This window comes from candidate division KSB1 bacterium (assembly GCA_034506255.1).
Classification (GTDB): domain Bacteria; phylum Zhuqueibacterota; class Zhuqueibacteria; order Zhuqueibacterales; family Zhuqueibacteraceae; genus Coneutiohabitans; species Coneutiohabitans thermophilus.
Genome location: JAPDPX010000010.1, coordinates 66050 through 80909 on the forward strand (window position 1 = coordinate 66050; position 14860 = coordinate 80909).

The window sequence follows — 14860 nt, forward strand, 5'->3', positions numbered from 1 at the left end:
CACACCCCTCGATGCCTGGTTCGTGTCCGTCCCGCCATGCTGCACCCCCGGCTGAGCCGTGGTGTTCGCAACGGCGATGATCCTGCAAACTCCCGGAATTTTCATGGCTCCATGAACCTGCTTGCCGTGGTTCTCAAGCAGGTTTCTGTCGCGCGGGAGAAGTTTTTATGTGTCGATTTACGGCAAGGCTTTGCTGTTCACTTCCTGACCAGGGACGGCGTCACCGCATGGCGGCACTGGCCGGTTTTCTCGAATTCCGAGAGATTGGCAAGGGTGGTGTCGGCAATGTTGGCCAACGCCTCCCGGGTGAAGAAGGCCTGGTGGCCGGTGATGATGACGTTGGGAAAAGTCAACAGCCGGGCGAAGACATCATCCTGAATCACCTGATTGGAGAGATCTTCGAAAAACATGTCGGCTTCTTCTTCATAGACATCCAGGCCGAGTGCGCCAATGGTGCCGCGCTTCAGGGCTTGAATGACAGCCCGGGTATCGATCAGAGCGCCACGGCTGGTGTTGATCAGCATGGCACCCGGCTTGAAATGCTGCAACGACTGCGCGTTGATGAGGTGGCGGGTCGCCGGCATGAGTGGACAATGCAGGGTAACCACGTCGGAGGCGCCCAGCAACTCGGGCAGATCGACATAGCGTGCGCCGAGCGCGAGGCACGCGGGATTGGTAAGGGGATCGTGTGCCAGCAGGCGGCAGCCAAAACCCGCCATGATCCGTGCCACGGTGGCACCGATTCTGCCGGTGCCGATGATGCCGATCGTGCGGTTGTGCAAATCGAATCCCAGCAGGCCCTCCAGCGCAAAATTGCCTTCGCGCACGCGGGCGTAGGCGCGATGAATCTTGCGATTCAAGACGAGCATCAACGCCACGGTGTGTTCCGCCACGGCATGGGGCGAATAAGCCGGCACGCGCGCCACCACGAGGCCAAGCTGCTGTGCCAGGTTCAGATCCACATGATTGAAACCGGCACTGCGCAACGCCAGCAGCTGCACACCCTGTCCGGCCAGCACAGGCAACACGGCGGCATCGAGTTGATCATTGACAAAGGCACAAACCGCCGGGGCATTAACCGCCAAAGAGCAGGTTTCCGGGGTCAGGCGGGATTCGAAAAATTGCAAATCATGGCCATATTTCCGGTTGGCGGCGGTAAAAAACTGACGATCATAAGGCTTGGCGCTGAAAAAAGCGACGCGCACGGGAAGCATGCTCCTTGCAGTGGTTCGTGGTCGGGTGTGTCAGGCAAGTCTGTCCGGTTTTTCCAAAATTACCACGGCGGTGGCAAAGTAATCGGCATGGGAAAGCGAGACATGAACCGTGATGTCCTGCAGCCGTGTTTGCAGACGGGGACTCAACACTGCGCGCGGCCTGCCGTCCGCATCATTGCACACGGCAAACTCTTTCCACAGAAAATGTTCGCTCCAGCCGGTGCCCAGGGCTTTGGCGAAGGCCTCCTTGGCGGCAAAACGTGCGGCATAGGAGGCAGCTCGCCGGCCGCGGCCCTCACAATAGGCGATTTCCTCGCGGGTGAAAACCTTGTGCGGGAAGCGCTGCGGCCAGCGTTGCAACAGCGCCGCCAAGCGCGGAATTTCAACCAGGTCGATGCCGATACCGCAAATCACCGTTGCCGCCTCCCGCACCAAAAGTATTCCTGCTTCGCGCGCAGCGAAAAACGCGGCCCGGGTATGCCAGCACGAGCCGTGCACCGTTTTCCGTCACTGCCGGCACGCATGGCACCGGCTTTTCGCTTGCTTGTCAGGCGATTTTCATTTAGATTTCTGCGCAAAAATTTTGCCTCTCCTGCGAGCATTATGGCGACCAAAAAATCCGATGCACCCCTGATTGCAAGAGCCCTGGCCGGCGATCAAAAAGCCTATGCCGAGCTGATGGCGCGGCATCGCGGCCCGCTCTACAATTTGCTCCACAATATGGTGCACAATCGTGAAGAGGCCGAGGATCTGCTGCAGGAAGCTTTCATGAAGGCCTTCGCCGCACTGCACACCTTCAACAGGGAATTTGCCTTCTCCACCTGGCTCTACAAAATCGCCATCAACACCACCATCGATCACCTGCGCAAGAAGAAGCTGCAAACCTACTCGCTCGACAAGCCCATCCAGTCCAGCGAAGGTGAATTGAAGCGCGAGTATGCCGACGTGCACGCCATCACCGACAACGAGCTGTTGTCCACCGAGAAATCGTCCCTGATCGCGCAGGCCATCGCCGAGCTCCCCCCTCGTTACCGCGAAGCCATCATTCTGCGCCACACCGAGGAGAAATCCTACGAAGAAATCGCCCAGATCACCGGCGTGCCGCTCGGCACGGTAAAAGCGCGCATCTTTCGCGCCCGCGAAATGCTCAAGCACAAGCTCAAGGGCAAATTGCTGGTGTGACGCGACCGTCAGGCGGGTTGTTCCCCCCGGCAGCGCAATCTCGCCGTGGAGTTCCCGGGCCCGGCCCTCCTGCTGTGCCATGCGGGTTTGCTCCGGCCGCACTTTTTCCCGGTTTTGAAGTCGATCACAGACAAAAGCGTTTAGCCTGTTGCGTCTCGCTTTTCCGGCTGATGGTCACGTGAGCTGCTCCGCCGGCGGATTGCGGCCAGCAATTACACTATCCCCCCAATCATGGCAGCCAGACTGAGCACCGGCACGGCGCGGATCAGCGCGGCCGGCAAAAAGGGCGGGTATTTTTCCAAAAACGTCGCCGCATCGTTGGTGCCGGCATTGGCCTGTATCCGCAGCGCGTGCTCCCACTCGGTCAAAAAACAGCCGCTGGTCAGGAGAAGGGAGATGCCTTGACCGAGACACGCGGGCATGAAGAGCCAGAAAAAAACATCCAGGCGGCGCCGCTCCCGGAAGCGGCCGGTCACGAGCGCAACCATGCCGGCGACCGTCAGGCCCACCCCGACGGCATGAATGAGCAAAATCACATTTGCCAGCCAAAACGCCGTTTCAGGCTGCCTCCCTGCCGGATCCCTCCTGCTTGTCAAATCCCAGCAGCACACCGTAGCGCAGGCCGCGGTCACTCACGAGGATCTCATCGAAATCATAAACCTCCATGAACGTTTCCAAAATCAATGCGCCGGCGAGGATGACATCGGCACGGGCGGGGGCGAGCCCCGGGAGTTTTTTGCGCTGTGTAATGGTGAGTCCCGAGAGTTGCGCCACCATACTGTGCAGTGTTTTTTTGCTCAACACGAAGCCTGCGATCCTGGCCGGATCATATTCCGCCAATTGCTGCGCCATGGCCGCCAGCGTGGTGAGGGTGCCGGCGGTGCCAACCAGGCTGCGAATTTTGTCGAACTCGTTGCGCGGCCACACGGCGCGCATCGCTTGCCGTGCCTGCTGCCGCACTGCCGCCACCTCCGCGGCGGTCACCGGATCGCTGTGCAGAAAGCGCTCGGTGAGCCGCACCGAGCCAATGTCTGCGCTGCGGGCGCTGTGAATCACTTCATGGGTGCCGGTCACGATTTCCGTGCTGCCACCGCCGATGTCCATGACTGCGATTGGCTCAGCCAGACCCCGCTGGTTGGAGAGGGCACCGAGATAAGTCAAGCGTGCCTCGGTTTCCCCGGAGATGATGTGCACCTGCAGACCGGTTTCCGCCTGCACGCGCTGCAAAAACTCCGCCCGGTTGCCGGCGTCACGCAGGGCGCTGGTACCGACCGCGATGATGCGCGTGGCACCATGTGCGCGCGCCAGGCGCAGATATTCCTGCAGGCACGCCAGCCCGCGCTGTATGGCCCCCGCCTGCAAGTTGCCGGCGGCATCCACCTCTTTGCCGAGGCGAACAATCGTCTCCCGCTCACACACCGGCATGAGACGGCCGTCCTGATGCTCGGCGACCAATAAAAGAAAAGTGTTGGTGCCGAGGTCGATACTCGCCATTCGCACCGCGCCGCCCCTTTTTTCCTGTGGCGTCATGTGTGCTCCCTCATTCTGTGAAAATGATGCGGTTGTTTTCCGCCACCCAAAAGGATCGGGATTTCATCGAAGTCACCCGTGCGCCGAAGCCGGTGAGATCAACCACCGTGTCGAGTAAGCGGAAGCGCCAGCCGCCCCGCGGCGCTGCCGCTGCCGCCGTGGTGTCCGGTTGCAGCCCCTTGAATTCGCCTGCCAGCCAGCCGCGGATCTCCTGCAACGATTCCCGGGACACCGGCTCGCAAACGATTTCGATGACGAGATAATGTGGCGCTTCCCTGCGCAGTTGCGCGGAATCCGCCAGCACCAGGCCGCGGTGCTCCTCCCACCCCGCGCGCACCACGGCCAGCGCTTTGGTCAAACGCCGCTCCGTCGCCGACTGCAGCAGGTATTTGCCCTCCCAGGGCGCGAACGCCGATTTGACCTGAAACTCCCGCTCCGCCACCAGCGCATTGAAGAACCAGCCCGACTTGCGCCAGAGCTGCACGCGAAAGCGCGCTGCCGAAGTGAGGCCGCGCTGCATACCGGCCAGCAACCGGCTGGTCAGCAGGCTGTCCACATGAAAATCAACCACCAGCCTGCCGGAGGCCACGCGCACGGTGTCGATCGTGATGCGTGGCTCCTGTGCACCGGCGGCCGCAGTCAAACAGAGGTGCACAACCCAGACGAGAGGAGCCACCCGCAGCTTCATGAACGATGCCGTTGGCCAGACGCGTGGTGCAGGCGTTTGCAACGGCAGATTGCAGTGGCGAAGGGAAGCCAAGTTCGCCCCCTGTCATGGTTGCGACAAACAGTGCCAGGCAGCATGCAACTCACTCGACATGGTAGACCGCGGCCAACACGACTCTGCCAACCTTCTCCAGGCTGGCAGCGCTGCACTTGTCGGGCGTATCGGCAAGCGTGTGCCAATGGGGATAATCAAAGTCGATGATATTGATCACCGGGACGCCGGCTTCCAGCAGGGGCACGTGATCATCGAAAACTTCGTGGCGCAGACGCGGCACAAACTCGCGAACGCCAAGGCGGCTGGCCAGATTCCACACCCGATCAACCACGGCGCGGGCATGGCGTACAGAGTTGCCTTCTTGAAAAATTTCCAGCTCGCGATCGCCGACCATGTCCAGCAGAATGCCGAACAGCGGGTGGTAGCCCGCCAGTTTGGTGCGGGCAAAATGCTGTGCACCAATGGCATAGCTGCGCGAATCACCGGGCGTGCCGAAATCCTCACCGTCGAACAACACGATGTCGACACCGACCGGCGGAGGGTTTCCCTTCAGCACGCGTGCGACTTCCAGCAACACTGCCACCCCGGAGGCGCCGTCATTGGCGCCCAAAACCGGCTCCTGGTGCCGGCTCGAATCCGGCTCCTCATCCGCCCACGGCCGTGAATCCCAATGCGCGCACAACAACACCCGCCGTCCGGCCTGGAGACGAAAGCCGGCGATGATGTTGGTGAGCTTTACGGTTTGTCTGAGACGGGGCGGGGTGTGCTCAAACGATTGGGTGACGACATGATCGGCATATTTCTGCAATTCGGCAATGAGAAAAGCGGCGGTCTGCTCGTGCGCAGCACTGCCGGGCACCCGCGGGCCAAACGCGCATTGCTGCCGCAACAGTGCATAGGCGCGGCTGCCGTCAAACGCCGGCACGATCAGCTCCGGTTCACGCTGCTGAAAGAAAACGGCCATCGTGAGTGCGATGGCCACCAGTCCCAGCCCGAGCGCCAGGCCGAGGAGTCGTTTGCCGGTCAAGGCCGGGCGTGCAGTTGCACGTCCTGAGGGCGCCGGCTTCTTTTTCTTTTTCGCGGTGCGTGTCATATGATGCGGGCTTGCCGTGCCGCGGCACTGATTGGTTCGCCAGGTCGTGCCAGCGGGGTCTTGCTCGGGGCTTTCACCACAGCCGGGAGAATGAACGGCGCCTTGCAGCAGCCGCTGCCGCAGGAGAGTCCCACACCTCAGTTCCCACGGATGGCAATGTTGATATTAATGCCGAGTTCCCGGAAGTTCACCTTGCCGCTGCGGTTGTCCTCATTCTTGCCGATTTCAAAGTGGGCACCGCCCTGCACCCGGTTGCTGAACGAGTAGCGCACATCAGGCCGGAAGGACCACAGCTTGGTTTTGCTGTTTTCAATCTTTTCCGTTTTGCGCTTGTTCTCGCCGGTGCCCTCCGCCAATTGCGAGGTGGTGGCGCTGGTCTTGTAGTTGAAAGTGATGCCCAGATCCACCGAGTTTTTCAGCTCCTTGTTTTTCAGAAAGGGGAAGGGCAGGCGGAAGCCCGAGCGTTTGGAATAGTTGTGGGTGATGGAAAGATCCGAGCCATTGGTGAAAGTGGCGCTTTGGAAATAATAAAGCATCAACTCTTCGTCGGTCAACAAGTTTGAAAGCGGGCCGCTCTGGTTGATGTTGTATTGCGGCTTGTAGCCATTGTTGATGTTGTAGGTCAGGCTGGAGATCATGCCGTTCTTCCAACTGATGCTCAGCCGCAGCAGGGGCCGGAAGCTGATGGAAAAATCTTCCGAGGTGATGCCGCGGCGCGCCGGCGTGTTCTGCCAGGTCTGGGATTTTTTGCCGCTGAAATTGGTACTCATGCTCACCGAACTGGCCACGCTCTTGAACAGCGCCAGCTTCTCCAGCCCGCTGACGTTGAGCGTCCACTCCGGGAAGGGCAGGCCGCCACCATCCCCAATCTTGAACCAGGACAGGGATGAGCTGCCCGTGATTTGCGAGGTGATGGTGCGCTGGCGGTCATAATCGAAACGCAGTCCGATGTTGACATTGCGCGTCAGATCGAAGCCGCTGGAGGCGGAGAGGTTTTCCGAGCGGTTGTAGTTGCGGAAAATCGAGGCCAGCGAACCCTCCTGGCCCGGCCCGGGATCCAACACGAAGCCGAATTTGTAACCGACGCGGATGCTGTCGCTTGCCAGGCCATTGTGGCTGACATTTTCACTTTTGCGATAGGTGACCGACACATCCTTGAAGTCAGCGAACCAGCGCATCAGTCCGGTGATGGGGTTGGGCAGGCCGCCCCGCTTCTTTTCGGGCTTGTCGGCATCATGCGGTGTGTCGCCTTTGCCCTTCTGCTCTTCCGGCTTGCTGCCCGGCGGCTGCTTGCCGGATTCCTCTTCGGGCCGGCTGCCGGGCCGGGCGCGGCTGCGGCTGCGATCTTCACGCCCGCCGGGTGTCGGTGCGGCCCTGCGTTTGGCAAACTGGAAAAGCTGGGAAAAACGCACACTGGAATTGAATGAAATGCTGCGGCTGACGCTGGTACTCAGGCCGCCCACCCGCTGCTGCACGCTGTTGCTGAGGCGATACGTTGCATTGTAGCTCAGGCCGGTGGTCATCCAACTGAAGAGATTGGGATTGTAGCTGGCATTGAACGTCTGCGCGGTGCTGAGCAGCTCGCGCCTGCCCCAGGTGAAGCGCCGCAACCCCTCGATGAAGGTCATGGGAGCCACGAGCGCATTGAGCGAGTCCCGGCCGCGCAACGCCCTGGGCTTGACCAGATTGTTGAACGACAGCGAGTAGTCGGTGGTGAGGTTTTCGAAAATCTTCATCGACCCGCTGAAGCTGTGATTGACGCCGTAGTTCTGCGTGAGAATGCTGTCCCCGCGCGCGCTTTCACGGCCGTTGAGAGTGCGCCGTGTTTGATTCAACTGCACGCTGTTGTTGGCCTGCAGCCTGGCATCAAAACGCTGCGGCGTGTAATACATTTTGGTGGTGCGCAATTTGCCGAACAGCGGCGTCTTCCTGTCGATCCAGCCGAACGGCTGGATGAAATTGTCGCGGCCGAAATTCAGCCGGTAATCGAGATTGCCGGTGTAGACGGTGCGCTCGGAAAGGCGGGTCGTGTTGTTGGTGGCATCGCTGAAACTGTAGCTGTAACTGGCGCTCAAATTGTCGAGCGTGTTCTTGATGAGGAAATTGCGCGAGCGGCTGCGCCGGCTGATGGTAACGTTGATGCCGCGCTGGCTGGAATTGGCATCGATCGCCGCCAGGCTGTCGGCGCGAAAACGCTCGAGCAGGTCGGGGGTCAGGAGAATGTCACTGCCCGGGATGTATTTCGGCCGCGCCCGGCTTTCGGAATAACTCATGCTCACCGGCACGCTCAAGCCCAGGCTTTGCGGCAGAAATTTGTCGAGGGTGAGATTGCCGTTGAGCGAGAGGCGGCGGGTGTTGTCGCCGCTGCCGAAACGTGTGGCGACATTGTGAAAGTCGGCATCCTGGTTCTCGATCTCGAAATTGAGGTTGGCCACATCCGCCAGTTTGAGATCGACCCGGCCGCGCATGGCCATGCCCTTATCCTTCTGCACGCCGGACACGCGCAATTCGTCCATCCATACCTCCCCGGTAAAATCCTGGAAGGGATCGACGTTTTGCACGCCGGCCACCAGCAGCCGGATGTTGGTGAGCGAGGGATTGCCGCGCACGCGCCACTCCTGCCGCCGCCCGGGATTGGGGATGTAAACGAAATAGTCCGTCACCTTCAGCGAATCGGCGGGCAGGGCACGGATGCGCCTGATCTTGCCTGCGGCTTCGGCGGCGCGCAGCAGCAGGGAATCCTGCAGTTGGCGCTTGAAATCGGTCAAGGCGGGCAGGTAGATCGTCATTTCGTTGCGCCGGTCCCAGCGCGCGCTGTTTTGCCCGGAATTGGGGAAGGGATCGGGATAAACATCTGTGCGGAACTCATAAAAATTGCGCTCATCCGCGCCGAAACGCAGAAAGAACCGCACCGTCGAAGTGTCGGCATTCACGCGAATGTCCTTGCCGCCGTAAACGAACATTTTCAGGCTGTCGTAGTGCACGAAATTCAGGGCATGCAGTGTCTTTTGCGCCAGCGCAGTCTCTCCCGGCCGCAATGCCGTCAGCCGCAGCACCTGCGATTGTTCTTTCTCCCTGATCTTCTGAATCAGATTGGTCTCGCGTTCGACGCCGGGCGGAAAGGGATAGGTCGGGTTTTCCTCGGTGTTGGTGATCGTCACCTCCAGCCGGTCATCCTGTTTGAAGTTGCCCAGGGCCGTGCTCTCCGTGGTAATGCCGACTTCCTTCCACTCATTGCTCACCAGGCTGATTTCCGCCAACTGCAGGCGGGTGGGTTGCGTGATGCCGTCAATCCAGATGCGGGCGTATTCCACGCGCGCCAGGGAGGGATTGCCCACCTTTTGCGCGATGTCCGCCAGCGGAATGCGATAGAGCGTCCAGCCGCTCTTGCCACGGCCGGAAATGTATTTTTCGGATTGCTCCGAATGGTTCAAGTCGATGAGGTAGCTGAAATAGGCGTTCTCGCGGTCGAGCGTACCGTTGTTGTTGAGATCCTCGGTGTCGGGCCGCAGGCCGCCTTCGTCACTTAAATTGCCGCCCTTGCCATTGGCCTCGGTGCCGTTCAACGTGCCGGTGCCGATGAAGGAGATTTTGTTGGAGACCCAGTCATCCTTGCTGGCGGGCTCGCCCCAATCCTGCCGGCCATTGCGGTTGACATCCCAGAAGTCGGCGGGATCATTGCCCGCCATCATGTCCATACCAATGTCCTCGCCCTCATCGAGAATGTTGTTGATGATGCGACTGCGCACCAGGTCTTCGGAATTGAGCGAGTCATTGGGAATGACATCCTCCGAGATCAAGCCGAGATCGATATGCACGCGGCCGGTGTCGCCGTTGATCCAAATCTCCAGGAACTTTGCCTCGGTCTGATCGAAGTAGCCGGGGGAGAGCGCACGCAGGACGCCGGCCCATGATTTCTCCAGCTCGGAGACCGGCGTACCCTGGGGCGTGGTGGCCTGCCGGGGTATAAAGTCAAACACCAGCACCGGCAGGTTCTGCGGCGCACCGCCCAGACCGGCATTGGTCTCACGCGTGGTGTAGATGTCCGTGACCGGGATGCCCTGCAGCGGATTCCACCAAATGAAATCGCCGCGCCGCGCCAGCGCCTGACGCCGCCGCAACGTCAGGACATCGCCCTCCTCATAGCGGACGGCGGTGGCATCGTTGAGAACCTCCACGGGAATCGAGGCCTCGATCCAGGCCCGGCGCGACACGCTCAGCGGCGTGGTGCGCTTGGTGCCCTCGAAGTCATCGACATAGGCCACGCCCTCGGGGTCGCCGGTTTTCTTGTTGTTGAGCGCGTTGGGATTGGGGATGATCTGCGCCACCTCGCCCTCGAAGTTGAGCGTGCTCACCTCCTGCGTCGAAAGCAGCGGCAGGGCATCGAGCGCGCGGCTGAGAAAATTGGGGCGGAACTGCAGGCGGGTGTTGATATCCCACACCAGATTCTTCATCGGCCCGCGTTCCTCGCTGCCGCTCAGCCGCACCCGCTGTTCGAGCGTGCGCTCGCTCAGGTACAACAACGTGCCGCCCAGGAAGGAATCCTTGTTGAAACGGTATTCCGCGCGCGAGCCGAGAATCGACTTCTTCTCGAGCTGAAAAAGCTGGTTGTTTTGATAGGTGATTTCCAGTTGCGCGTCGGGCTTGTTGGCCTCGGGATTGGTGACCGTCAAGGTGCCGGAGAAATAGTCGATGATGTAGTCCTGATCGCGCACCAGCCGGGTGCCGCGCAACAACACTTCCTCGGAACCCTCGATGACGTTGAAACCGAGTTGATAGGTGGTGGAGCGGTTCTGCGATTTGACCTCGATGAAGAACTTGCTCAAACGCAACTGCTCGCTTTGCGACGAGGTGTCATACATCGCGGTGACCTGCTTCTCGACAGGCAGCAGGTTTTTCACGGTCTTGTACTGGCCGGTGGCACGATCGAACACGAACACCGCATCCGAGGCGTCGAATGGCCGCAGGAAGGGAAAAGTGAGCTCGCCCAGGCCGCGATTGACGACGAAACCATCGAGGTCGATTTGATTGTCGGGCCGCGGCTCGCCATTGACGTTGGTTTCATCCAGGCCGAAGATGTTCAAATAGGAGACCTGGGAGCCATCACTGCGGATCAGGGTCTCCTCCGGCGTGCCGGCGGAGCCGGGCTGGAAATACACGCGAATGTCCAACCCCTCTTCCGGAATGTTGCGGCTGCCGAGATCATAGACGTTTTTCCATTCCAGGTGCCAGGTATCGTCGAGATCGCGCGGTGCCGGCAGCGCGGTGCGTTCCCGCAGCAGCTTGAGCCGGATGTTTCCGGAGGCGTAATTGATGTCGCCGTGAATCTCGCCGTCATTGGTTTGATAGGCCACCGCCAGCGCCTCCCCCTCCTGCAGGCGCTGGGTCAGGCGAATGAAGCCCAGCGTCGGCTCCAGGCGGTAATCCTGATCGATGAGCAACCGCCGGAAGCTGCCGTCAACTTTCTCACGCTCATCCGGCACGCCGATGAGGTTGCCCTGGGCATCGAGCTGAATGTCGCGGTAGGCCGTGCCCTGAATATTTTTGGGATCATCGACGCGCCCGGTGACGTAGACTTCCAGCCGGCTGATTTGACGGCCGGGAGGCACCGCGACGTGCCGCCATTTGTCGGAGAAGTAGCGGAAATTTTCACGGTACTCGCGGCTCAGGAAAAAGTAGGTGTCGCGCACGTAGTTGATGTCGCGTACGGTGTAGTTTTTGGCCTGCGCGCCGCCGCTGGCGGTGAGCTTCTTGCTTTCGCCCTTCTCCTGGCTGGCTATGGCGGTGAGGAAGAGATTGCCGAGCTGCATTTCGGATTTGATGCCGAACAACCCGGCGCTGGTGCCGCCGAAGGTGACATAGCGCGTGCCCGGCAGGGACAACGCAATGTTGCCGGCCTCGACTTTCTTGAGAATGTCATCCTCGAAGCCGGTGTAGTTGAGCTTGATGTTGTTTTCGAAATCGAAGGCGCGCTCGCTGTCCTGATCGACGTTGACCGTCACTTTCTCACCGATGCGGCCGGTGACGGTGAAACGCTGCTTTTGCGACATCTTGAAACTGGTGTTGGAGCCGAGATTGTAGGCCGTGCGCTGCTCGCTGCGATCCTCCTTGCGAAAGCCACCGTCGATCTGAATGTCACCCTGCACGTTCAAGCCGACGCTGCTGCCACCAAAGATTTGTGCGAACGCCCGGCTCTTGATCGGCACCGGAATATCGATGTCCACGCCGCCGCGGCCGGTGCGTTGCTCGTGGCCGGTGGTCAGGCTTTTTGCCAGGGCGTTCTGCCACAACTTGTGCTGGTTATCCGACAGGCGCGCGCCATAGTAAACGGAGACAGGGGCTTTGTAAATCGGACGGATTGGCTGCTCAAACAGCTCTTCCCGGATGGTGATATACTGGCCGGTGGAATCGATGGCGACTTTGCGTTGCAGGGAGGCGGGTTGCCAGCGCAACCAGGTGTTGCGGCCATGCAACCGGGTCAGGCCGATGGCAACCGGTTCGTCGAACGGTGACACGCGCGGATCATAGCTGCGAATGTCGGGGAGCCACTGCTTCCAGACTGCCGGGCGCGTGCTGTCGGCTGGCGTCTGCGCCCAAACTTGGCCGGCGGCGGGACAAAAATAAAAAAAGACCAGAAAGCAACTGCAAAGCTGTGCCTTGGCCTGTTGTGCGATGCGCGACTCAAACGTCATAAGGATCGAATCTCTGGACTCTCAAGTTGATGTTCCGTAGCGATACGCTCGATAGCAGCCTCCATTTTTTGTTCCACGGGCGATTTCGAGTGTGCGAAAAGTAGTATTCCAGCCGTTGAGAAGCAAGGGAAAATATGATGCCAGCGCTGCCGCATCCCTCCCAACGCCACCATGGGTGCGCCAGTTCCGCCGGCTGGCACGGCCTCCGCAAAAAATAATGGCACAAAGTCACGTTGGGACCTCCACGCCCGTATCGGCATCCGTCAGAATGAAAATGAGCTTTCGTAATAGTGCCTTCAGGCACGGACCCTGAAGGGTTCACTACAAAACGTGGTAAATTCTACCGACCACCCCGAAGCTTGCATTTTGGGGTGGGGCGCAGCTATAAACAGTTCGCTCCGCTGGCGCTGTTTTTTGGCGTTGCGTTGAGATGAGAGAGATGACCGCCGGCAGTTCCGCCCGGGACGCCCTGTCATCGCAAGGCAGAGATTCAACCCTCAATGTCAAGATCAAATCCCCAAATCCGCCCACGAAAGCAGAAATCCCACCGAAAAAGCCATTTCGTGGGATTCCATTTTCCCGGGAGAGAAGCCGTGTGACGCCTTCGGCAAACTGGTACGACTTCACATTCGAAAAAAGTTTTGCTTGATTTCGAGCGGAATAACTGGCGGAGTTTGGTGCACACGCCATTTCTGCCAGGGAACAGCAAGCTAGCATGCCAAATTCAGGTAAAACGAGCCTCTCAACGTCAGCAACAAGCCACGAGAGGCACAAAGTCAACTTGGCGGATGATTTTTATGCGGCTGCCCGCGGAGCAAAATTCTATGGCAAAGCAGGCAGTGGTTGGTTATATTGCCGCCACGCCCGCGCCACCGGCCGGGCCGCTGCACCAGACTCAGGTGAATTGCTGGTGAACCATGCCCAGATTCATTCTTGCACGCTACATACTGCGCGAACACATCGGCCCGTTCTTCTTCGCCTTCTCGCTGATCACCCTGTTGTTCCTGCTCAATTTGCTCTTCCGCGAGTTGAGCCGCATCCTGAGCAAAGGCCTGCCCTGGCACGTGGTGCTGGAATTCTTCCTGTTGAATCTGGCCTGGATTGTCGCGCTCGCCGTGCCCATGGCCGTGCTCACCGCCACGCTGATGGCTTTCGGCCGCCTGGCTGCCGACAATGAGATCACCGCCATGGAGGCGAGCGGCATCAGCATTTACCGCATCATCGCGCCCGCCTTCCTCGCCGCCGGCGCACTGGCTGTATTCATGGTCTGGTTCAACAACAATGTGCTGCCGGATTTCAACCATCGCACACGCCTGCTGGGCAGCGACATCGCGCGCAAGCGGCCCGGCATCAGCATCGAGCCGGGCGTGTGGTATGACGGCATTCCCAACTATGGTCTGCTGGTGCAAGACCTGGAAGACAGCAGCGGGGTGACGCGCGCCCGCAATCTGCTCATCAACGATTACAGCAGCACCGATCTGAACCGCACCATTTCCGCGCGGCGCGGCCTGCTCGAACTCAGCGCCAGCCAGGGCGCGCTGGTGCTGACGCTGTTCGACGGCGAAATGCAGGAAATCGATCTCAAGAAATCCGAGGAATTCCGCCGCATCGCCTTTCCCAAACACATCATCAAGATTCCGGTGGATGACATGTTCCTCAGCCGCAGCGAATCGGCATACCGCGGCGACCGGGAAAAAAGCGCGGCACACATGCGCGCCGAAGTGCGGCAAAACCACCAGGAGATTGCCGGCTGCCGCGAGCAAATCAACACCATTTTGGCGGGAGGCCTGCCGGCCTCGCTGCGGCAATTATTGAATATCCCCGCCGATTCCAGTGCCGGAAACGCGCGCTGGGACAATTTCGCAGGTGTGCCTGACAGCGGCCCGCACCGCTCGCGAGTTCCGACCACGGCCGGGCCCTCATTGCAAGGCGGGTTGCCGCCGGCCGGCTCTTCACACAAAGCAAGTCTGGTTGAAGTATTGAACCACCAGCGCCATTTGCAGACCCAGATCAACCGTCAGCTCATGGCGATTCAGCAAAACCAGCGTCGCATCAAAGCGCTGAGCGTCGAAATTCAGAAGAAGTATTCCATCCCGGTGGCATGTCTGGTGTTCGTGATGATCGGCGCGCCGCTCGGCACCATGGCGCGGCGCGGCGGGATGGCCACTGCCGGCGGTTTGAGCCTGCTCTTTTTTCTGATTTACTGGACGTTTCTGGTGGGCGGGGAAGACCTGGCCAAGCGCCAGATCATCTCCCCCTTCATGGCCATGTGGTCGGCGAATCTTTTCGTCGGGGCCTGCGGCCTGTTTTTGCTGATTCGTTCCGGCACCGTGCGCCCCTCCACCGACTTGTCGTGGGTGATCAAGCTTCTCCCGCGCCGCCCGCCAACGGCCGGACCAAACTCTGCAACGTGAACGCGCCATGAGCG

At 60.0% G+C, this 14860-nt stretch carries 9 protein-coding genes; 2 read left to right on the forward strand and 7 right to left on the reverse strand.

The window, feature by feature from the left end; all coding sequences use genetic code 11:
* Positions 1–197: 197 nt before the first annotated feature.
* The gene (locus tag ONB52_19345) at positions 198–1205 is read right to left on the reverse strand and encodes a 2-hydroxyacid dehydrogenase (protein ID MDZ7418287.1); all 1008 of its coding nucleotides are present in this window, start codon (positions 1203–1205) and stop codon (positions 198–200) included.
* 39 nt (positions 1206–1244) lie between these two features.
* Complete coding sequence (gene acpS / locus ONB52_19350; protein MDZ7418288.1) at positions 1245–1628, reverse strand: holo-ACP synthase; 384 nt, start codon at positions 1626–1628, stop codon at positions 1245–1247.
* Between the two features lie 189 nt (positions 1629–1817).
* On the opposite strand from acpS, the gene ONB52_19355 reads away from it, so the two are divergent.
* Positions 1818–2396 (forward strand): sigma-70 family RNA polymerase sigma factor, encoded by a 579-nt coding sequence (locus ONB52_19355; protein MDZ7418289.1) that lies wholly within the window; start codon positions 1818–1820, stop codon positions 2394–2396.
* A gap of 212 nt (positions 2397–2608) precedes the next feature.
* Here the strand turns inward: ONB52_19355 and ONB52_19360 are convergent, their stop codons facing one another.
* The 5 genes from ONB52_19360 to sprA form a co-directional block, all read right to left on the reverse strand.
* Positions 2609–2932 (reverse strand): DUF2784 family protein, encoded by a 324-nt coding sequence (locus ONB52_19360; protein MDZ7418290.1) that lies wholly within the window; start codon positions 2930–2932, stop codon positions 2609–2611.
* Positions 2933–2954: 22 nt separating this feature from the next.
* Positions 2955–3926, reverse strand: a complete 972-nt coding sequence (locus ONB52_19365; protein ID MDZ7418291.1) for a Ppx/GppA family phosphatase — start codon at positions 3924–3926, stop codon at positions 2955–2957.
* Positions 3927–3936: 10 nt separating this feature from the next.
* Entirely contained in the window at positions 3937–4602 is a 666-nt protein-coding gene (locus ONB52_19370) for a DUF4390 domain-containing protein (GenBank protein MDZ7418292.1), read from the reverse strand.
* Positions 4603–4735: 133 nt separating this feature from the next.
* Positions 4736–5674 carry a M28 family peptidase gene (locus ONB52_19375; GenBank protein ID MDZ7418293.1) on the reverse strand — a complete coding sequence of 313 codons (939 nt, stop codon included), beginning with the start codon at positions 5672–5674 and terminating at the stop codon, positions 4736–4738.
* A gap of 203 nt (positions 5675–5877) precedes the next feature.
* Positions 5878–12432 carry a cell surface protein SprA gene (sprA, locus tag ONB52_19380; GenBank protein MDZ7418294.1) on the reverse strand — a complete coding sequence of 2185 codons (6555 nt, stop codon included), beginning with the start codon at positions 12430–12432 and terminating at the stop codon, positions 5878–5880.
* A gap of 917 nt (positions 12433–13349) precedes the next feature.
* On the opposite strand from sprA, the gene ONB52_19385 reads away from it, so the two are divergent.
* Positions 13350–14846, forward strand: coding sequence for an LptF/LptG family permease (locus ONB52_19385; protein ID MDZ7418295.1), 1497 nt, complete (start codon positions 13350–13352; stop codon positions 14844–14846).
* Positions 14847–14860 lie beyond the last annotated feature (14 nt).